General features: G+C 39.6%; 22 protein-coding genes. 13 read left to right on the forward strand and 9 right to left on the reverse strand.

The window, feature by feature from the left end:
* Positions 1–171: 171 nt before the first annotated feature.
* The 3 genes from yihI to hemN are packed head-to-tail and all read left to right on the forward strand — an operon-like array spanning position 172 to position 2,545.
* The gene (gene yihI / locus HMPREF3263_RS06270; protein WP_005697340.1) at positions 172–729 is read left to right on the forward strand and encodes a Der GTPase-activating protein YihI; all 558 of its coding nucleotides are present in this window, start codon (positions 172–174) and stop codon (positions 727–729) included.
* 5 nt (positions 730–734) lie between these two features.
* Positions 735–1,178, forward strand: coding sequence for a DUF2489 domain-containing protein (locus HMPREF3263_RS06275; RefSeq protein ID WP_070853103.1), 444 nt, complete (start codon positions 735–737; stop codon positions 1,176–1,178).
* Positions 1,178–2,545, forward strand: a complete 1,368-nt coding sequence (gene hemN, locus HMPREF3263_RS06280) for an oxygen-independent coproporphyrinogen III oxidase (RefSeq protein ID WP_005697309.1) — start codon at positions 1,178–1,180, stop codon at positions 2,543–2,545. Before HMPREF3263_RS06275 ends, hemN begins: the two co-directional genes overlap by 1 nt.
* Positions 2,546–2,601: 56 nt before the next feature.
* Here hemN and lysA read toward each other — a convergent pair whose 3' ends face one another.
* A complete protein-coding gene (lysA, locus tag HMPREF3263_RS06285; protein WP_005697316.1) occupies positions 2,602–3,852 on the reverse strand; it encodes a diaminopimelate decarboxylase in 1,251 nt (416 codons plus the stop codon).
* 27 nt (positions 3,853–3,879) lie between these two features.
* Positions 3,880–4,005 carry an LPS translocon maturation chaperone LptM gene (locus HMPREF3263_RS10800; RefSeq protein ID WP_005697346.1) on the reverse strand — a complete coding sequence of 42 codons (126 nt, stop codon included), beginning with the start codon at positions 4,003–4,005 and terminating at the stop codon, positions 3,880–3,882.
* 95 nt (positions 4,006–4,100) lie between these two features.
* Between HMPREF3263_RS10800 and cyaY the strand changes: the two genes are divergently transcribed.
* On the forward strand, positions 4,101–4,406 hold the full coding sequence (gene cyaY, locus HMPREF3263_RS06290) for an iron donor protein CyaY (RefSeq protein WP_005697330.1): 306 nt from the start codon (positions 4,101–4,103) through the stop codon (positions 4,404–4,406).
* Entirely contained in the window at positions 4,406–6,262 is a 1,857-nt protein-coding gene (gene recQ, locus HMPREF3263_RS06295; RefSeq protein WP_005697313.1) for a DNA helicase RecQ, read from the forward strand. Before cyaY ends, recQ begins: the two co-directional genes overlap by 1 nt.
* A gap of 41 nt (positions 6,263–6,303) precedes the next feature.
* On the opposite strand, the gene HMPREF3263_RS06300 is transcribed toward recQ, so the two are convergent.
* Complete coding sequence (locus tag HMPREF3263_RS06300) at positions 6,304–7,845, reverse strand: YjjI family glycine radical enzyme (RefSeq protein WP_005697349.1); 1,542 nt, start codon at positions 7,843–7,845, stop codon at positions 6,304–6,306.
* Between the two features lie 190 nt (positions 7,846–8,035).
* Here HMPREF3263_RS06300 and HMPREF3263_RS06305 point away from each other — a divergent pair, with 190 nt between their 5' ends.
* On the forward strand, positions 8,036–8,701 hold the full coding sequence (locus HMPREF3263_RS06305) for a membrane protein YczE (protein ID WP_032803894.1): 666 nt from the start codon (positions 8,036–8,038) through the stop codon (positions 8,699–8,701).
* Here HMPREF3263_RS06305 and HMPREF3263_RS06310 read toward each other — a convergent pair.
* The 5 genes from HMPREF3263_RS06310 to HMPREF3263_RS06330 all read right to left on the reverse strand — a co-directional run bounded on the left by HMPREF3263_RS06310 (position 8,651) and on the right by HMPREF3263_RS06330 (position 14,148).
* Positions 8,651–9,682 carry a glycosyltransferase family 9 protein gene (locus tag HMPREF3263_RS06310; protein WP_032803896.1) on the reverse strand — a complete coding sequence of 344 codons (1,032 nt, stop codon included), beginning with the start codon at positions 9,680–9,682 and terminating at the stop codon, positions 8,651–8,653. The two genes, HMPREF3263_RS06305 and HMPREF3263_RS06310, sit on opposite strands and share 51 nt — an antisense overlap.
* The gene (locus HMPREF3263_RS06315; protein WP_005697308.1) at positions 9,679–10,923 is read right to left on the reverse strand and encodes an O-antigen ligase family protein; all 1,245 of its coding nucleotides are present in this window, start codon (positions 10,921–10,923) and stop codon (positions 9,679–9,681) included. The genes HMPREF3263_RS06310 and HMPREF3263_RS06315 overlap by 4 nt, the downstream gene beginning before the upstream one ends.
* A gap of 81 nt (positions 10,924–11,004) precedes the next feature.
* On the reverse strand, positions 11,005–12,084 hold the full coding sequence (gene fbaA, locus HMPREF3263_RS06320; RefSeq protein WP_005697353.1) for a class II fructose-bisphosphate aldolase: 1,080 nt from the start codon (positions 12,082–12,084) through the stop codon (positions 11,005–11,007).
* A 91-nt stretch (positions 12,085–12,175) separates the two neighbouring features.
* A complete protein-coding gene (gene pgk / locus HMPREF3263_RS06325; protein WP_005697344.1) occupies positions 12,176–13,336 on the reverse strand; it encodes a phosphoglycerate kinase in 1,161 nt (386 codons plus the stop codon).
* Positions 13,337–13,434: 98 nt separating this feature from the next.
* Positions 13,435–14,148 carry a ribonuclease T2 family protein gene (locus HMPREF3263_RS06330; RefSeq protein ID WP_005697325.1) on the reverse strand — a complete coding sequence of 238 codons (714 nt, stop codon included), beginning with the start codon at positions 14,146–14,148 and terminating at the stop codon, positions 13,435–13,437.
* Positions 14,149–14,223: 75 nt separating this feature from the next.
* Between HMPREF3263_RS06330 and HMPREF3263_RS06335 the strand changes: the two genes are divergently transcribed.
* From HMPREF3263_RS06335 to rpoH, 7 genes are all read left to right on the forward strand, one after another.
* Complete coding sequence (locus HMPREF3263_RS06335) at positions 14,224–14,484, forward strand: YfhL family 4Fe-4S dicluster ferredoxin (RefSeq protein WP_032803898.1); 261 nt, start codon at positions 14,224–14,226, stop codon at positions 14,482–14,484.
* A gap of 35 nt (positions 14,485–14,519) precedes the next feature.
* Positions 14,520–14,672: a DUF1232 domain-containing protein gene (locus HMPREF3263_RS06340; RefSeq protein ID WP_005696968.1), complete on the forward strand. Its 153-nt coding sequence runs from the start codon at positions 14,520–14,522 to the stop codon at positions 14,670–14,672.
* A 142-nt stretch (positions 14,673–14,814) separates the two neighbouring features.
* Positions 14,815–16,029 carry an MFS transporter gene (locus HMPREF3263_RS06345; protein WP_005697322.1) on the forward strand — a complete coding sequence of 405 codons (1,215 nt, stop codon included), beginning with the start codon at positions 14,815–14,817 and terminating at the stop codon, positions 16,027–16,029.
* Between the two features lie 134 nt (positions 16,030–16,163).
* The gene (gene narQ, locus HMPREF3263_RS06350) at positions 16,164–17,867 is read left to right on the forward strand and encodes a nitrate/nitrite two-component system sensor histidine kinase NarQ (RefSeq protein ID WP_005697347.1); all 1,704 of its coding nucleotides are present in this window, start codon (positions 16,164–16,166) and stop codon (positions 17,865–17,867) included.
* A gap of 9 nt (positions 17,868–17,876) precedes the next feature.
* A complete protein-coding gene (gene murB, locus HMPREF3263_RS06355; RefSeq protein ID WP_005697332.1) occupies positions 17,877–18,902 on the forward strand; it encodes a UDP-N-acetylmuramate dehydrogenase in 1,026 nt (341 codons plus the stop codon).
* Positions 18,903–18,921: 19 nt separating this feature from the next.
* Entirely contained in the window at positions 18,922–19,233 is a 312-nt protein-coding gene (locus HMPREF3263_RS06360) for a DUF2322 family protein (protein ID WP_005697354.1), read from the forward strand.
* Between the two features lie 146 nt (positions 19,234–19,379).
* A complete protein-coding gene (gene rpoH / locus HMPREF3263_RS06365) occupies positions 19,380–20,222 on the forward strand; it encodes an RNA polymerase sigma factor RpoH (protein ID WP_005697336.1) in 843 nt (280 codons plus the stop codon).
* A gap of 49 nt (positions 20,223–20,271) precedes the next feature.
* Here rpoH and plsY read toward each other — a convergent pair whose 3' ends face one another.
* Positions 20,272–20,871, reverse strand: a complete 600-nt coding sequence (plsY, locus tag HMPREF3263_RS06370; RefSeq protein WP_005697345.1) for a glycerol-3-phosphate 1-O-acyltransferase PlsY — start codon at positions 20,869–20,871, stop codon at positions 20,272–20,274.
* Positions 20,872–20,962: the final 91 nt, after the last annotated feature.

The raw sequence follows: 20,962 nt of genomic DNA on the forward strand, positions 1-20,962 counted from the left end.
CTGAAGAGCTTGGGGTTTTTGTTTATGGATCGTTGACTAAAGATTAGTTTGAAAAAAGGAAAGTGCGGTCAAAATCAGAATAGTTTTATTAAAGATGTTTAAATCTTTTAATGAGAAAATAGAGGTGGAATGGTACAATCACCAAAATTTTTTATAGGATAAATAACACAAATGGCTCGTAAAAAGAAAACTCGTAAAATTAGCGATATCATGCCAATTCGTAAATCAGATAAGAAGCCTGAAGCACCGAAGCTATCAGGTAAGAAATTAACACGTTATGAATTAGATGCTAAAGCAAGAGAAGATAAGAAAAAACGTAAACATAAAGGTTTAGCATCCGGTTCTCGTCATAGTCACGCAGAGCAAAATAAAAATAACCAATTCGTTGAACAAAAAGATCCGCGTATTGGTAGCCGTAAAAAGGTTCCACTGATTGTTGAATTTGTGAATAAACCTGAGAAAGGGATGACAATTCTAACCGTAAAAGAACCGAAAAAACTTGCGCCTGAAGTTGAGTTAGAACGTTTAGAAAATAATGAAATTCTAAATGAATTGTTGGATGCCTTAGATGAAGGCAAAACAATTAGTAAAGCTGATCAACAATTTGTGGATGAATGCTTAGATCGTATTGCTCAATTAATGGAAGAATTAGGTATTCAAGATGAAGAGGAGACAGAGGATGATCTCTATCGAACCTTCGAGAAGATTGATATTAACCAATTCAGATAATTGTCATGTGGTCGATTATTTTAAGTATTATTGCTTTGGGAATTATTGCTGGCGTATCATTTTATGCTTTCAAATTACTGAGGAAGTTACGCGAGCAAAACATGATCATCAAACAGGCTAAAATAGCTCGTACAAAACGCCTAAAAGAGAGTATGGTAATTATCGCTAAAGCAATGCAAAATGGAGATTGTAACCATTCAGAAGGGGTGATTCGTTTATCAATGCTTTTACTCCCTTTTGGACAATCTTTACAGCCATATCAAGCGATGTATGCACTTTATAATATTGTGAAAGAAATGCCTACGCATGAAGCTCGGAAAGCATTGTTAAAAAAAGAAAGAATGAAACTTGATCTTGAGCGAGAAAGTGCAGAAGCAAAATTTGAAGAAGAAATTATGTTGGAGTTGCGTCAGTTTTTTAATGACGTAGAGAAATTTGGGGAAGCTTAATGTCTGAAATTATTTGGGATCTTGCGTTAATTCAAAAGTATAATCAATCAGGACCTCGTTATACATCTTATCCAACTGCATTAGAATTTAATGAAAGTTACACAAACGAAGATTTTATTGCAGCGGTCAATCGTTATCCGGAAAGACCACTTTCCCTTTACGTACACATTCCGTTTTGTCACAAACTTTGCTATTTCTGTGGCTGTAATAAGGTGATTACTCGTCATCAACATAAGGCGGATATTTATCTTGATTACCTTGAAAAAGAAATCAAAGCGCGTTCAGAATTATTTAAAAATCGCATTGCTACTCAAGTGCATTGGGGCGGTGGTACACCGACTTATTTGACAGAAGAGCAATCTGCTCGTTTGATGAAGATGCTTAAAGATCACTTTACGATTGCGGACAATGCAGAAGTCAGTATTGAGATGGACCCACGCGAAATTGAACTCGATATGCTTGATCATTTGCGCAATATTGGTTTTAACCGAATTAGCATGGGTGTACAAGATTTCAATAAAGCGGTTCAAAAAGCGGTAAACCGTGAACAAGATGAAGAATTTGTGAATGCATTGCTTGTTCGCGCTCGTGAGTTAGGTTTCCAATCGACGAATCTTGATTTAATTTATGGATTGCCACTTCAAAATGTGGAAAGTTTTATGTTCACATTAAATAAAGTGATTGAATTGAATCCAGATCGTTTAAGTATCTTTAACTATGCCCATTTGCCAAGTCGATTTGCGGGGCAAGCAAAAATTAAAGAAGATCAATTACCGCCACCAGAAACTAAGTTAGAAATCTTACAGAAAACTATCGAAACCTTAGGGAATGCAGGCTATAAGTTTATCGGTATGGATCACTTTGCTAAACCCGATGATGAATTAGCGATTGCTCAAGAGAAAGGTATCTTACACCGAAATTTCCAAGGCTATACCACTCAGGAAGAATGTGATTTGCTCGGTTTAGGTGTATCAGCCATTAGTTTATTAGGTGATACATATGCTCAAAACCAAAAAGAATTAAAACATTATTATCATGATGTAGAAAATTCAGGAATCGCATTACATAAAGGTTTAGCGATGACAGAAGAAGATTGCTTACGCCGTGATGTGATTAAGCAGTTGATTTGTAACTTTAAGCTTGATTTTGCACCCATTGAAAAACAATACAATATTGATTTCAAAAAACACTTTGCTGAAGATTTACAGTTATTAAAACCATTACTTGAAGATGGATTAATTTCTGAAACAGAAACAGGCTTACAAGTTTCGCCTAAAGGTCGCTTATTAATCCGTAATATTTGTTTATGCTTTGATACCTATTCAAGAGCTGCGGCAAAACGACAACAATTCTCTCGAATTATTTAGTTATATAAAAAACGGTCAAGATGTAAGTCTCGACCGTTTTTTCTTTCTATCTATTTTTATTCTGCGATACTTTCTAGAGCCCATAACTCGCTGAGATTTTCTCTACGACGAATTAAATGAACTTTGTCTCCATCCACTAACACTTCAGCCGTACGTGGACGAGAATTGTAGTTTGAAGACATACTTGCACCATAAGCACCAGCAGAACGTTGAGCAATATAATCCCCTTCAGCAATGGCGAGCTCACGCTGTTTACCTAAGAAATCAGAGGTTTCGCATACTGGGCCAACAACATCATAAATGGCTCTTTCACGTTCTAAAGTGCGGTCAATTTCAATGATGTTCATATAAGCTTCATAGAGTGCCGGGCGAATCATATCGTTCATGCCAGTATCGGTAATCGCGAAGTTACGGCTTTCATTAGTTTTTAAGTATTGAACTTTAGCCACTAAAATCCCCGCATTCGCCGCAATCGCTCGGCCAGGTTCTAGAATAATTTCGAGATCTTCATAATCTTTTAATTTATTTAGCAACGCAGTTGCATAGTCACTTGGGTGAGGTGGCGTTTCATCAGTATAAGTTACGCCTAAACCACCGCCGAGATCTAAGTGTTTTAATGTGATGCCATCTTCTTTTAATTGTTCCATTAAACGAATGAGGCGATCAGTTGCATCTAAGAAAGGTTGTAATTCAGTAAGCTGAGAGCCAATATGGCAATCCATACCTGTAATTTTTACATGAGATAAGGTTGCTGCTAATTTATATACCTCACGCGCTTCGTCTACGCTTACACCAAATTTATTTTCCTTTAATCCTGTGGAAATGTAAGGATGTGTATGGGCATCGACATCTGGGTTTACGCGTAAAGAAATAGGGGCTACTTTGCCCATTTCACCCGCAATTTGGTTGATATGGTGTAATTCCGCAATAGATTCCACATTAAAACAACGAATTCCTACTTCTAACGCTCGCATAATTTCTGCACGAGATTTTGCCACGCCAGAAAAGACAACTTTTGATGCCTCTCCACCTGCTGCTAATACGCGTTCTAATTCGCCTTGCGAAACGATATCAAAACCAGAACCTAATTTTGCCATGACATTCAAGATACCAATATTGGAATTGGCTTTAACGGCATAACAAATCAAGTGTGGATGCTTTCCTAAAGCAGAATCAAAGGCATGCCAATGGCGTTCAAGTGTGGCACGAGAATAAATATAAAGCGGTGTGCCGAATTCTTCAGCGAGTTGTTTGACGGGCAAATCTTCAACATAAAGTTGCTCGTTTTTATATTGGAAAAAATCCATGACGAATCCTTTAAGTGCGGTCAGTTTTTATTGTGTTTTTTGCGTGTTTTGTGGTTGTTCTTTTTCAGGAAAATATAATGGCCCTTTTACACCACAACCTGTCGCTAAAGTACAGAATGCACTGAGTAATAAAATAGAAAGTAATTTTTTCATTTTTCAATCTCTCTAATAAGTAAAATCTGCCTTTGCCAACGAGGTGAAAGGCTTTATAATTCACGGCATTCTATCAGATTTAATCGGAAAATTTTATGAATGTTGCAGAATTTCACCAAAATATTGAACAGGTTTGGCAAAAAATTGAAGAAGAGCTAGAGAATCAAGGTTGTGATGTAGATTGCGAAACGCAAGGTTCGGTATTTACTATTACATTTGATGATCGTTCACAAATTGTTATCAATAAGCAAGAGCCGCTCCTTGAGCTTTGGCTTGCGAGCCGATTGGGTGGATTTCATTTTGCCTATAAAAACAATGATTGGGTGGCAAATGATGGTAAACGCTTTTGGGATTCTTTAACCGAGGCGGTTGCTGCTCATGGAGAAATGGTAACATTCTAATGGCGGAACTTGCCCCGCAAAAAACAGATTTAAAAACGACCGCACTTCATACGTTGCGGTCTGTTTTTGGTTACCAATCTTTCCGCAAAGGGCAGGAAGAAGTAATTCATGCCGCATTAAGCGGTCAGGATGCTTTAGTAGTGATGGCCACAGGAAACGGTAAATCCTTGTGTTATCAAATTCCGGCACTTTGTTTTCCTGGTCTCACGTTAGTGATTTCGCCTTTGATTTCTTTAATGAAAGATCAGGTAGATCAACTACAAGCAAACGGTATTGAAGCCGATTTTCTAAATTCTAGTCAGACGCCCGAACAACAACAGCAAGTTGAGAATAAGCTGATTTCAGGCCAATTAAAATTATTATATGTTTCACCTGAAAAAGTGATGACAAACAGCTTTTTTCAGCTGATTTCTTATGCTCAAATTTCCTTTATTGCCATTGATGAAGCCCATTGTATTTCACAGTGGGGCCATGATTTCCGTCCTGAATATACTCAGCTTGGGGGCTTAAAAGCAGCGTTTCCAAATGCGCCGATTATGGCATTAACGGCTACGGCTGATTACGCGACAAGACAGGATATCCTGACTCATCTGAAATTAGACAATCCTCACAAATACATTGGCAGTTTTGACCGCCCGAATATTCGTTATACGTTGGAAGAAAAGTTTAAGCCGATGGAGCAGCTTACGCGTTTTGTCTTAGCTCAGAAAGGTAAAAGCGGCATTGTGTATTGCAATAGTCGTTCGAAAGTGGAGCGTATAGCAGAAATTTTGCGAAATAAAGGCGTGTCGGCTGCAGCGTATCATGCAGGGATGGAAACAGCACTGCGTGAACGCGTCCAACAAGATTTTCAACGAGATAATGTTCAAGTTGTGGTTGCGACGATTGCGTTTGGGATGGGCATTAATAAATCCAATGTACGTTTTGTTGCCCATTTTGATTTGCCGAGAAGCATTGAATCATATTATCAAGAAACTGGTCGTGCGGGACGAGATGATTTACCTGCGGAAGCGGTGCTTTTCTACGAGCCGGCTGATTATGCTTGGTTGCAGAAAATTCTGCTTGAAAAACCAGAAACACCACAACGTCAAATTGAGCAACATAAATTGGAAGCCATTGGTGAATTTGCAGAAAGTCAAACTTGTCGTCGTTTGGTGTTACTCAATTATTTTGGTGAACATCGTCAAACGCCTTGTCAAAACTGTGATATTTGTCTAGACCCGCCAAAGAAATATGATGGCTTAATTGATGCGCAAAAAGTGATGTCGACGATTTATCGTGTGGGGCAATGTTTCGGTGTGCAATATGTCATTGCGGTATTGCGAGGGATGCACAATCAAAAAATTGTAGAACGTCAACATGATAAGTTAAGTGTTTATGGCATTGGCAAAGATAAAAGCAAAGAACATTGGCAATCGGTCATTCGTCAGCTTATTCATCTGGGTTTTATTCAGCAAGTGCTCGGAGAGTTTAATAGTGCCACGCTTCAGCTCACAGAAAGTGCACGCCCTGTTTTAAAAGGCGAAGTGCCACTTGAATTAGCGATGCCGCGCATTTCATCCGTTAATAAAATTGTGCATACATCCCACAAAAATACAGTGGCAAATTATGATAAAGATTTGTTTGCGCGTTTGCGTTTCTTAAGGAAGCAACTTGCGGATAAAGAAAATATTCCGCCTTATATTGTCTTTAACGATGCGACGTTACAGGAAATGGCGCAATATATGCCAACAAGCAATATTGAAATGTTACAAATTAATGGAGTCGGGGCGATTAAATTAGAACGCTTTGGGCAGCCGTTTATGGCATTGATTCGAGAACACAAAGCAATTTTAGAAAAGGCAGAAAAAGAGTAAGTGCGGTCAAAAAATAGAGAGTTTTTTGACCGCACTTTTTTCTAGCTTGCACTTACATCTTGTTCATCGCGTAATTGACGATCAAAGACTTGTGCGCAATCATCGGTACCCGAACCATACCAAGTGGTATCACGCAATGCTACTTCACCTTTACGGTATTTTTCCACTTCGCTTTTCTTCACCAAATAACCCGTTACACGAATCAAATCGGTGTTTTTAAGGTAAGTGGTGATATAGCGGTAACCTTGTGCAAATGAACCATCGATAATATCGACGACAGCATCTAAATGATCCACATAGGTTTGGTCAAAGGCAAACAAATCCCCCGTACCTGATGGGAAGTATTTATGGAATGGCGCCGATTGTTTTAAATGAGCCAATAACGTTGGTTCTTCACCCACACGAATACGATGCGCAGGTGCATTACGTTTATCTTCTTCATGATTGCTTGCACCTACTTGCGCATGCAATAAATAACGGTTGCCCGTACGTTCAGCATACACGCCTTCATGGTTATCCGTGACTTCTTTTAATTTATCCATAATCAAGGTCGCAATTTCATCACCGCGTTGGCTTTTACCAAAGGTTTCATTTAATCCTTCTTGTTGTAACAAGTGATTTGCTGCATCTGCAAGCCCTACAATGGCGAACATTCCTGTGAAATTGGTTCGTTTGATAAACCCTTCTTTTTCGAGGAATGAGGTATTGAAGAAGTTGCTTTCTTCTACTACAAATTTATGGCGTTTATCCATGGTGGAAAGTGCACATTTTGCGACACGAGGTAAAAGCTCATTGACCATTTCATCCACGGTTTTACAGGCACGTGCAATGGTACCCAAACGTAGTCTGGTGAGGGTATAAGCGCCACCACACTCAGGAAGCGCATTGTAGCAGCTTGCAATACCATATTGCTCACCTAAGTCAGAAATGTAGTAAGCATCATTGGCAAAAGATGGTTTCGAAACCAATAAGCACGCTTTTGCCGCTAATTCTGCAAATTCATGACTTGTTTTACTCTTATCGTAACGAATGGTCATATTGGGTGTTGGTGCTTCCAACTCAATCACCGCTTTTAAAATCAAACGCCCTGCTTTGGTGTCATAAGGTCCAATATTGGCATGACAGAATGAATCTGGCACAGTTTTATCCACATGATTTAAGAAACGTTTAATTTTGATGTAGTCTTGTTTTTCATCGGTAATAAACGGATCAAGTAGCATGTCTAAACGCCCAATGTAAACCGGGAATGTGGTAATTGATGGCACGTGGGAATATAAAATCAATAAGCCATCTAATGCTTCATCAAGATTTTTTGGTGCTGGCAATTCAAGGAATTCACAGCCTTTTTTAATATACACATTGTAATCCGGCAAGATATAGCGAGGACGATAAATCGCGTAGCCTTCATTTAAATCACAGATCATTTGATTTTGAAGGAATTGCCATTCTTCATCTGTGTAGCCTAATAATTCACGAGGATCAAATAATCGCTCGGCAATATTGCCTAAACACATGAGTTTTTGTTGATAGGTGAGTGTATTGGATTTTACGGTATCCAAAATATCTTGAAGAGATGCAAGCATAATTATGTCCTAATTTAAAAGGGTAGCCTATTTTAAGTCAGTGATTGGATGATGACAATTTTGACAATGTGATCTACATCACATTTATGATATTTATCAGTCAATTCGGTTATATCATATGACGTTAAAATGCTTTGGTTTTATGGGGTTTCCCATTATGATGTAAGCGTTAAATATAAATGGGAATAATATGAAAAAAGCACGGGTGATTCCTCACACCAGTTGGGCCGCTAAATCGCTATGGTCAGTCGAAGGTAAAACCATGTTGATGCTCTTATTTGCTTTGGCAATACTGGGCATTGGAGATGGCTTGATTGTGCTCGCTAATTTGGGTTCTTCACCTTGGACCGTACTTTCTCAAGGCGTGGCATTACAAGCTGGAGTTAGTATTGGTTGGGCATCATTTTGGATTAGCTGTTTGGTGATGTTAGCTTGGATTCCCCTTAAGTTAAGATTTGGGCTTGGCACGATTTTGAATATTATCGTGATTGCTTTTTTTCTTGGTTTAACTGTGAAAATTGTACCTGAACCAACCGTACTTTTGAGTCGAATCTTATTCGGCGGAATTGGGCTTTTGCTTTATGGGCTTGGAACAGCATTATATTTAACCTGTCATCAAGGCGCTGGCCCGCGGGATGGATTAATGGTAGGGTTTTGTCAACGCCTTCATTTAAAAGTGGGTATTGTGAGAACAAGCCTTGAAGTGTCGGTTTGTGTGCTAGGTTATCTCCTCGGCGGCACAGTTGGCATAGGTACCGTTGTTTTTGCCGCCGCAATAGGTTGGATTGTACAGTTATGCCTAAACTCAATTGCCCGTTTGCCACATCTTCCGTACGAAGGGAATAATCTCAATTAAAGCATCATCAATCGAAATTAAGCCTAAATTCATTTCCTCTTTTCCTTTTGGTGGGCAGAAAGCAAGATGTTTATCTGCATCATTAATCGGCTTCCAACGACGAGGCTGAGATGAGCGACTATTTGGATAGAATCCGATCGTTGGCACATTGAATGCACTGCTTAAATGCAATGGTCCAGTAGAGCCCGCAATAAATAAATCTGAACAAGCCAGAGAGTGTGCAAAATCCACTAATCCTTTATTTTTATCGTATACAACCACATTTGGGTGATCGACTTTTGCCGCTAACTCATGGGCTTTTTCACTTTCACCGGGTCCTGCTGTTAAGATAATCTGGCAATCAAATTCACTTAACAAGCCTTGTATCAATTTAGCATATTGCGACAATGAGAGACTTGTTGCTGAACCACCTGTTCCGTTATGCACAAACACCCATTTTTTATCTGCCGATAAACCGAATTGTTCTTGAAGAAAAACACGTTGATTTTTAACCGCACTTTCAGAAAGTGAAAGGTAAGGTGGTTTGGGTTCCACAATCGGCATGTTATATTTCTTTAAGAACGCTCGAGCCAGATCTTGATTGTATTCTGCTTCAGATTTTTCTGAGCGTGAACGGCGTTGTGTTAAACGATGGTTATAAAGGATTTGCACCCATTTTGTCGCAGGTGCAAGACGATAAGGAATCCTACTTTTCCAAGCTAATTTACCGTTATGAGTATTGGAAAAGAAGCTAATCATGCCATCAAATTTCTGCTCTTTGATTTCTTTAATAAGACGATTGAAGTCGGCTTTATCGTTCTTAATACTGTCAATAATGACATCATCTAAATAGGGGCAGATTTGAGCAAGAGGCGCGGTATAAGCCGGCACAAGTGCGGTCAGTTTTAGCGCAGGATTTGAGGCTTTCAACATCGCAAAAGCAGGGAATGCTTGAACAAAGTCGCCCAGTTTATCGTTACGAATGACTAAAATTTTCATTATTCTGCCTTCTGATGTGTTCGTATTGCAGCATAAAACACAATCGTTAAGAAAAAGTAAAAAATAGTACCTGAATTATGTACCAAGAAACCTTGGCTTAAGCCATAAATCATCACAGATAAAACATGGGCAACGCCTAACGTTGCAATCAGTTTGACCTCATCATTCTTGGTATTCAGCTTTTTCATAAAGGCACGTAGAGGAATAAATAAAACAGCAAGCAAAGCAAGTAATCCGACAATTCCTCGTTTGGATAGGTCGTCTAAATATTGATTATGAGCATGAGTAAATTGTCCAATATTACCCGTAGCAATTTTTTCTTTCGTTTCTTGCTTACGTTTTTCTGTTGCGCCTTGAATACCCCAACCAAATAACGGCTTTTCTTTCGCCATTGCAATCGCACTTTTCCACATTTCAAAACGAGCACCTAGAGAGGTGTTGCCATTATTTTTGTCTAGATAAAGTTGGATATCTTTTTGAGCAACATTAATTCGTTCCATAATGCGGTTATTTGGCAATTGACTAATACCAATGCTTGCGACCACAATAATTCCAAAGAAAGTCAGGAAAAAACGTTTTGAAAGAGAATGGCGATAAATATAAGGGATAACAATAAGTAAGACGGGTAATGCTACCCATCCACCTCGAGCGGTAGAAAGTAAACTTCCTACGATGCCACATAAACCACCGATGACACTAAGAGTGGTTAATCTTACGTCTTTTTTCTGATGGGCATATAGGGCAATAATTAGGCTAAAAATACCTAATGACATAGAAATATCGCCACCTTGAATATGCATAATTCGAGGATTTTGCTCTGGGCGTAAATTCAAGATAAATTTATCATAAAGTGCTACGCAAAGGGAAATAATACTACCAAGCGGAATAGAATAACTCAAAACGCAAGTTTTGATAGGGTATTTTAATAATAAAAGTAAAACAGGAACAAAGAAAACGACGCGGCTTGCCGTATCAAGATCGCGCATTTTCCCCCCATTAATACTGAGAGAAAGTACAAAGGTAATAAAATAAAAAAGGTAACTGTAAATTAAGTATTTATCGACTTTTGATAAGTTTACGATCGGTTTCTTGATTAAAGCATAGACACCATAACCTAAACCGATTAACATCAGTAGAAGCGGTGCAGCATTATATCCCCCTTTGACAATAAATATCGAAAGAAAAAAAAGCGTTACCGAGACGTTTATTATGGTGATTAACCAATTTTGTTTTGTTATTTGCATAGATTATGGTCGATATTTAGGTTATGTAAAATAAAAAACCGCACTAGAAAGTGCGGTCTTATTTTAGTCTATTTTTATGGATTATAAAACATCAACGCAGTTTAAGTCTTCGAAAGATTGTTCTAAACGTTTAGACATTGATTCTTCCATTTTACGTAACCAAACACGTGGGTCGTAGTATTTTTTGTTTGGTGCATCAGGACCTTCAGGGTTACCTAATTGACCTTGAAGATAAGCTTCATTTGCTTTATAGAAGTTTAAGATACCATTCCATGCAGCCCATTGAGTATCAGTATCGATATTCATTTTGATCGCACCATAGCTAATCGCTTCGCGGATTTCTTCGCGGCTAGAACCTGAACCACCGTGGAATACGAAGTTGATTGGTTTAGCAGGAAGATTGCGTTCTTTTGCCACGAATTCTTGTGATGCGCCTAAAATAGATGGTTTTAATTTCACGTTACCCGGTTTGTAAACACCGTGTACGTTACCAAATGCTGCGGCAACGGTAAAGTTCGGGCTAACTGGATGTAATTGGTCGTAAACATAAAGCACATCAGACGGTTGGGTGTAAAGACGGGATTCATCCACATCGGAGTTATCCACACCATCTTCTTCACCACCGGTGATACCGATTTCGATTTCAAGAGTCATACCCATTTTGTCCATACGGGCAAGATATTCGCGACAGATTGCCATGTTTTCTTCCATTGGCTCTTCGGAAAGATCGAGCATGTGGGAAGAGAATAATGGACGACCGGTTTCTGCGAAGTGTTTTTCGCCGGCTTCAAGTAAGCCATCAATCCATGGAAGTAATTTTTTCGCTGCGTGGTCGGTATGAAGAATAACTGGCACACCGTATTCTTTGGCTAAAGTATGAACGTGTTTCGCCCCTGCGATCGCACCTAAAACGTCTGGACGAGCACCACTTGTTGGTTTGATACCTTTACCTGCGTAAAAAGCTGCACCACCGTTTGAGAATTGGATAATTACTGGCGCTTTCACACGTGCAGCGGTTTCCAATACAGCGTTTACGGAGTCAGAACCCACGCAGTTTACTGCTGGGATCGCGAAGTTGTTTGCTTTGGCATAAGCAAAGATTTTTTGTACATCTTCACCTGTTACTACGCCAGGTTTTACGATATCTAATAATTTAGCCATAGTTGTGTTTCCTTTTGTTTTGGAGGATTTATTCCTCTGTTTGAAGAATCAATATTTATCTCCTCTTTGCGAGGGGATAGAAGCCATTTAATTAACCGTTTGCACGTTTTTCAAGAATTTCTACTGCAGGTAATACTTTACCTTCAACGAATTCTAAGAATGCACCACCACCGGTAGAGATGTAAGAGATTTTATCTGCGATACCGAATAAATCGATTGCTGCTAAAGTATCACCACCCCCTGCAATAGAGAATGCATCGCTGTTTGCAATCGCGTGAGAAATGATTTCAGTACCTTTACGGAAGTTAGGGAATTCAAACACGCCAACTGGACCATTCCATAAAACGGTTTTAGCATTTTTGATGATTTCTGTTAATTGTTCTGCAGATTTGTCACCAATATCAAAGATAGATTCATCATCTTTCACTTCGGTCACTGATTTTTCTGTCGCTGGTGCAGTTTCAGAGAATTCAGTACCTACACGTACATCAACTGGTACTGGAATGTCAGTGCTGGCTGCTAATTCTTTTGCTACAGGGATTAAATCTGCTTCATATAACGATTTACCTACATTGTGGCCTGCTGCCGCGATAAATGTGTTCGCAATACCACCGCCCACGATAATTTGGTCAGCAATTTTTGAAAGAGAGTTTAATACTTCTAATTTAGTAGAAACTTTAGAACCGCCTACGATCGCAACCATTGGACGAGCTGGCTCTTTTAATGCTTTACCTAATGCATCTAACTCAGCCGCTAATAATGGACCTGCACAAGCAATTGGTGCAAATTCCGCTACGCCGTAAGTTGACGCTTGTGCACGGTGAGCGGTACCGAATGCATCCATTACGAAGACATCGCAAAGTGCGGCATATTTTTTACCTAATTCAGGATCGTTTTTCTTCTCACCTTTGTTTACACGTACGTTTTCTAAAACAACGATTTCGCCTTCTTTAACATCCACACCGTTTAAGTAGTCTTGTACTAAACGCACATTGAAACCTGCGTCTTTTAAGTAATCAACAACCGGTTGTAAAGAGTCTTCAGGCTTGAATTCACCTTCAGTTGGACGACCTAAGTGAGAGGTAACCATCACTTTTGCGCCTTTCTCTAAAGCCAGTTTTAAGGTCGGGATAGTCGCACGAATACGCGCATCAGATGTCACTTTGCCATCTTTTACCGGTACGTTTAAGTCCGCACGAATAAATACACGTTTACCTTTTAAATCTAAGTCGGTCATTTTGATTACTGACATAAGCTTTCCTCTTGGGTTAGTTAAAATTAAACTGGGACATTATACCTAGATCTTACTAGGTTGTAACGATGTAGATCAAATAAAAAAGCGAGTTATGCTTATTTAGGGCAATCGATTACTTGCCATTGGCGATCATAGCAAATGAATAATTCATTATGGCTCGCGCCTAAATAAGCGCCTTTTAGTTGTGGATTATTCTGCTTCATCCATTGAAATAATTCTTTACGGCTTAATTGTTCGTTTGGCAAGAAGAGTGATTCAAATAATGCTTTCTCTTGTTTGAAATAAGCTTCCGCTGAATCAAACGCACAGCTACCATGTTTTTCCCATTCGCCTTGCAATAATTTTGCACCTGGCGAGATTGAAAGATAAGGTTCGAGGGTTTCAATTGGAAGCGGTGCTAAATCACCCTTACAAAAACGTGGATGATCCGTAACAGAACGTGCATTCGCATTTTGTGGCCATAAGCCATGCACCACCCAGCCAAAATGATTTTTTGTACTACATTGATATTGCGCTGAATCAGGTAAATTATTGCCATATTGCGCACGTTGTTTTTCACAGAATGCAGGCGACCAAGATAAGGCCAACATATAGTAATCAACAGGGGCGTTTTTATTTTGTCCAATGGCATCATCGCGCATGATGACATCATAATTTCCAAAATCTTTGGTATTTTTGACCGCACTTTGGCTTTGTTGTTGTGTAGTTGTTGGGGCGGGGTTTGTGTCTTTTTTGTGTTCAGTGAAATATTGCCAAATACTAAATGTAGCAAGGGCAATAAGGGAAAGAGTAGAAACCTGTTTTTTCATAAAAATCCTGTTTAAATTTTGTCAATTTTGTTTTTGTCGGCTATAATTCGCCGCTTTCTCATATAAAGGAATGGTATGGCGTTACTGATCACAAACAAATGCACAAACTGCGATATGTGCCTCCCCGAATGTCCGAATGAAGCAATTTCAATCGGCGAGGAGATCTATGTGATCGATCCTGTACTTTGTACGGAATGTGTTGGTCATTATGACACGCCAACCTGCCAAAAAGTTTGCCCAATTACAAACTGCATTAAGCCAGATCCTGAACACCAAGAAAGCGAAGAGCAGCTTTGGGAACATTTTGTGATGATTCACCATTCGGATAAGTTGTAGAATTTACCTGATCTTTTTCTTTTCGTCCAATGACTATGAATAAAACAAAGTTAATTAAAATCGCCATCATTCTGATTTATTTGTTCAGCCCCATTGATATTTTGCCTGAAGCGGTGCTTGGCCCATTAGGTTTGGTGGATGATGCGGCAGCCATTGCTTTATTAATTCGAATTTTATTGAAAAAATAAAAACTTGAATAAAATCAACCGCACTTTGCTTTTCTCATTCTTGCAAAATCCCGTCAATTTCTCTAAACTACGCGTCGGAATATTTCTTTCCTCATCATTTCACTTTAAACGCTACCCGTGAGTAGCAAAAGGGACCTCAATCATGACAAACGTCAATCAATATGGCTGGAAAGCCTTGATTGGATCTGCTGTCGGCTACGCGATGGATGGATTCGATCTTCTTATTCTTGGATTTATGCTTAGTGCCATTTCGGCCGATCTTAATTTAACTCCCGCACAATCTGGCTCATTAGTCACCTGGACACTTATTGGTGCTGTGGTGGGCGGTATTGTATTTGGTGCATTAAGCGATCGTTATGGACGTGTACGCGTACTAACTTGGACAATTGTCCTCTTCGCGGTCTTTACCGGATTATGTGCAATTGCGCAAGGCTATTGGGATTTATTAATTTATCGCACCATTGCAGGTATCGGTTTGGGCGGTGAATTTGGTATCGGTATGGCATTAGCCATTGAGGCGTGGCCTGCCAAACACCGCGCAAAAGCGGCGTCTTATGTGGCGTTAGGTTGGCAAGTGGGTGTGTTAGCCGCCGCGTTACTCACACCAGTATTGCTTCCACATATCGGCTGGCGCGGTATGTTCGTTGTCGGTATCTTCCCGGCATTTGTTGCTTGGTATTTACGAGTTCGCTTACATGAACCTGAAATTTTCTCACAAAAACAGACCGAACTTTCTACCCAAAAAATATCTAAACTGGAATCTTTTAAACTCTTAGTGAAAGATAAAGCAACCACAAAAGTAAGCCTTGGTATAGTGGTGTTAACTTCGGTACAAAACTTCGGTTACTACGGTATTATGATTTGGATGCCAAACTTCTTATCTAAACAACTTGGCTTTAGTTTAACGAAATCAGGTTTATGGACGGCAGTTACCGTATGCGGCATGATGGCGGGGATTTGGATCTTCGGGCGTCTAGCAGATAGAATCGGACGTAAACCAAGTTTCTTATTATTCCAACTTGGAGCTGTGATCAGCATCATTACTTATTCTCAATTAACTGATCCAACTGCGATGTTGGTGGCTGGCGCATTCTTAGGAATGTTCGTAAACGGCATGATGGGCGGTTATGGGGCGTTAATGGCAGAAGCCTATCCGACAGAAGCGCGTGCAACCGCACAAAATGTATTGTTTAACTTAGGTCGTGCTGTTGGTGGCTTTGGACCGGTTGTTGTTGGGGCGATTGTATCCGCGTACTCATTCAGCATTGCGATTGCTTTCTTAGCGGTGATTTATGTTATCGACATGGTGGCGACAGTCTTCTTAGTGCCCGAATTAAAAGGCAAAGAATTAAGCTAAGTGCGGTCAAAAAAATTTAAGTTTTTGAAAACATCGGTGTCAAAGTCGATGTTTTTTATTTGTGAAAAATCAGCCAATTTTAAACGCACTTTATGTTAAACTATGGGCACTTTCCCCAATGTTGAAGAATTATTGTGTACGCTAAACGTTCAGTTTCTACCCGTATTGCTAAATATTTATTTGTGGTCATCATCTTCATGGGCATTATTAGCTCATTGAGTTTGCTCGTGATGGCCAGTAATAAATCGGATGCGGAAGCTATTAATATTTCCGGTTCTTTGCGTATGCAAAGTTATCGGTTATTAACGGAAATGGAACGTTCACCTAATACAGTTGAACAGAATTTAGTGCGTTACCAAGATAGTCTCAACGCTAATGTCTTGCTTACTGTGCAGAATCAGCTTTTTGCGCCTTCTGGGATGAAAGCGTCTTATCAAAAAATCCTTCAACGATGGTCAGTGATGTCAGATTTCGCTCGTGCGCATCAAATCGAAAAATATCATGCAGAACTGAAAAGTTATGTACAAGATGTCGATGATTTCGTGTTGGAATTGCAACGCTTTGCTGAACAAAAATGGATTAGTGCGGTTTCAGTGCTATGTATTTCAATGCTATTGATCCTCGCGATGGTGTCTTATGTCATTTGGTATATGAAGCTCGAAGTGGTGAAGCCTTTAGAGCTCATGACGAAAGCCAGTATGCAAGTGCAAATGGGGCAGTTTAAACATATCCAGCTTGATACAGAAAGTGGTAATGAGCTTGGTGTTTTGGCGAAAGTGTTTACGCAAATGTCATCGGAATTAGGGCGACTTTATTCACGTTTAGAAGATGCCGTTAATGAGAAAACGCAAAAGTTACGCCAAACTAACCGCTCTTTAACCACACTTTATCAAAGCTCGCAGTTGCTTACGCCCACGAAGATTAATGATAAAATTCTCAGCCAAGTGCTCAATCATATTCGTGTTAGCGAACATTTACGCTACATTGAGTTAGAAATTTTCGGCTCAGAACATTGGGAAATTTCCTTTGGACAAAAAGATCCTAAACAATCACTTCAAGTCGAAGAACTTTCTATTGAAAATGAAAACTTAGCAGTGCTCTCGTGGCAAGCCGGTTTGCCTTGTCCTGATCCGCGTATGATGAAAAACTTAGGGCAAATGGTGGCAAAAGCGTTGTATTCACACAAAACGCAACGGCAGCAAGAGCAGCTATTATTGATGGAAGAGCGGTCAATTATTGCACGGGAATTACATGACTCGTTGGCGCAAGTGCTGTCTTTCTTACAAATTCAATTAACGCTGTTAAAACATAATTTGAAGAAAGAAGACGAGGAATCAAAAAAGAAAAGCATTGCGATCATTGGTGAATTTGAACAAGCCTTATCAGATGGATATTCTCAACTGAGAGAATTATTGGCGACCTTCCGTTTAACGGTACAAGAGGCTAATTTACAGGTTGCTTTAGAACAAGTTATTGAGAGCTTGCGTTCACAAACGAAGATGCAAATGACGGTGGACTGCAGTTTGCCATCGCAAAGTTTAAATCCACAAGAATTAGTGCACGTTTTGCAAATTGTGCGTGAAGCAACGCTGAATGCGATTAAACACTCAAAAGGTACGTTGATTGAGGTAAAAGCACATATCAATGCAGAAGGGGAATACGAAATTCTTGTGCAAGATAATGGGGTAGGGATTCCAACGTTAGATGAACCTGAAGGGCATTATGGTTTAAATATCATGACTGAACGCAGTCGCCAATTAAATGCCCAACTTACGATTTCAAAAGGGGAGCAAGGTGGTACGATGGTTAAAATTACACTCCCTCACACATTTTTTTAAGGAAAGTTAATGCAAAGTTTACAACCGTTTCACACCTTCAATATTCCGGCAAATGCACGTGAAATTATTGAAGCCACATCGATTGAACAAATCCAACAAGCTTGGCAAAAAGCACAAGCTGAAAAGCTACCTGTCTTATTTTTAGGTCAAGGCAGCAATATGCTGTTTTTAGAAGATTTCCAAGGAATGGTGATTGTTAACCGTTTATCGGGTATTCAGCATACGGAAGATAGCGATTACCATTATTTGCATGTTAATGGTGGCGAAAATTGGCATCAGTTAGTGGAATGGTCGCTTTCACAGGGAATTAATGGTTTAGAAAATCTCGCACTTATTCCAGGCTGTGCCGGCTCTGCACCGATTCAAAATATTGGTGCGTACGGTGTAGAATTTAAAGATGTGTGTAATTATGTCGATGTGTTGAATCTCAACTCAGGCGAACAATTCCGCTTACAGGCTAACGAATGTGAATTTGGTTACCGTGAAAGTATTTTTAAACATCGTTATGCACAAGGTTATGTGATTACAGCAGTTGGATTGAAATTAACCAAAAATTGGCAACCTATTTTAAAATATGGCTCATTAGTGAATTTTGATCCTCAAACTGTAACGGCAAAACAAGTGTTTTATGAGGTGTGCCATATTCGCCGCAGTAAATTGCCGGATCCAAAAGAATTTGGCAACGCGGGCAGTTTCTTCAAAAATCCTGTGGTGAGTGCAGAGCAATTTGCAAAAATCCAAAAACAGGTCGAAAATCTACCGCACTTTCCACAACCGGACGGCTCTGTGAAACTTGCTGCGGGTTGGTTAATCGATCAATCCCATTTAAAAGGTTTTCAAATTGGTGGTGCGGCTGTTCATCAACAACAAGCTTTAGTACTGATTAATAAAGGTAATGCCACAGGTCAGGATGTTGTGAAGCTAGCACATCATATCCGTCAAACCGTGGCGGATAAATTTGGTGTGTATTTACAGCCAGAAGTGCGCTTTATGGGCGCGAATGGTGAAGTGAATTCAGAGCAAGCCATTAGTTAATTTATAGAGGAAAGCAATCATGAATTTTAAAGACATTTTAGAGACTTTACCCACCATTGATCATCTAACAGGTTTAGACGTATTAAATGGTGAAACAGTGATTCATCATATTCCTGCCGCACCAGGTAAGCTTGGCTCACTCCGTCTTTATAATGCGTTAGCAGAAAAATTTAACGGAAAATTAGACCGCACTTCCGCACAACAAGGCATTGAATGGTTTGCAGAACATGTTGAAGATGCGAAACAAAACCCTGGAAAACACCCGAATATTGATCTATTGTTTAAGGTTGTGGCAGAGGATGTCGTTTATTCGCTTGTTCCATTAAAGTGATTTGGAAAATTTTCAGTGATTCATTTGAACTTTTAATCGTTAAAAACTGTCAAATAAAACAAATTGAGGTATAATGACAATAGTTGTTATACAATAACAAATAAGTAATGAGTCGGGGCTTAGCTCCGCATGCTGTGAGGAGAAGAATGAATAAAGAAACTCAAATGATGTTAGTACCTCAAGGTAGCATCGAAGGTTATATTCGAGCAGCAAACGAATATCCGATGCTAACTGCAGAGGAAGAAAAAAGCTTAGCAGAACGTTTGTATTATGACGGTGATATTGAAGCAGCGAAAAAATTAGTTTTATCACACTTACGTTTTGTTATTCATGTTGCGCGTGGTTATTCAGGTTATGGATTGCCACAAGCAGATTTAATTCAAGAAGGTAATATCGGATTAATGAAAGCGGTAAAACGTTTTAATCCGGAAGTGGGCGTTCGCCTTGTGTCTTTTGCTGTGCACTGGATCAAAGCCGAAATCCACGAATATGTCCTTCGTAATTGGCGTATTGTGAAAGTCGCTACTACAAAAGCACAACGTAAATTGTTCTTTAACCTACGTAAAACTAAACAGCGTTTAGGTTGGTTCAATGAAAACGAAGTGGATATGGTGGCGAATGAGCTTGGCGTGTCAAAAGAAGATGTCATCGAAATGGAATCCCGTATGACAGGGGCAGATGTGGGCTTTGATTTGCCAACAGACGATGATGACGAAGCTTATGTACCTTCTTTATATTTAGAAGATAAAAGCTCAAACTTTGCTGCAGAACTTGAAAGTGAAAACTTTGAAGAACAAGCCACAGAAAAATTAGGTACAGCCTTAGCAAATCTTGATGAACGTAGCCAAGAGATTATCAAAGCACGTTGGTTAGATGATGAGAAAGCAACCCTTCACGATCTGGCAGCAAAATATAATGTGTCTGCAGAACGTATTCGTCAGCTTGAAGCCAACGCATTGAAAAAACTTAAAAGTGCGGTTGATTTCTAAGCTGTTTTGATAAAAAGAAAACCTGTCGATTATCGACAGGTTTTTTTCTTTATTTCTTTTTGGATTTGCCCCACATCTTATCTTCTTGGCCGCGCCATAAGCGCTGAATGTTGTCGTGGTGGCGATAAATCAGCAAGCAGCAAACTAAGGCAACGGGGAAAGTAAATTCAGGTTTAAGCCACCAAACATAAAATGGCACGAGAAGTGCCGTAATGACAGCGCTTAATGAGGAATAACGGCTAATTAAGAAGACCAATAACCAAGTGCCTAATGTTGAACCGGCAACGCCCCAAGAGATTGGCGCAATGGCACCGAATGCGGTTGCTACACCTTTCCCGCCTTTAAATTGAAAGAAAATGGGGAAGATGTGCCCTAAGCACGCGCCTAATGCAACCATGCCTAATTCAAATTGTGTGAGGCCTAAATAATAACCCGCCCAAACGGGTAACATCCCTTTTAAAATATCGCAAATTAATACTGCGAGAGCCGCCCAACGTCCGCCAATACGCAATACATTGGTTGCACCAGGGTTATGAGATCCGTTTTTTCGTGGGTCAGGCAAGCCTGCTATTTTACAAATCAAAATTGCACTGGAAATCGAACCCAGCAAATAAGCAAAAATCATATAAAAAAGGGCAAATAGGCTCATTTTGTGCTCCACAATCTTGATTGTATTTGAAAAACTTGTTCGTTATTTTAACCAAACTTGATAGCATAAGCCCACTATATTTTTACAGGAA

This window comes from Haemophilus sp. HMSC61B11, from assembly GCF_001838615.1.
Lineage (GTDB): Bacteria > Pseudomonadota > Gammaproteobacteria > Enterobacterales > Pasteurellaceae > Haemophilus_D > Haemophilus_D parainfluenzae_AD.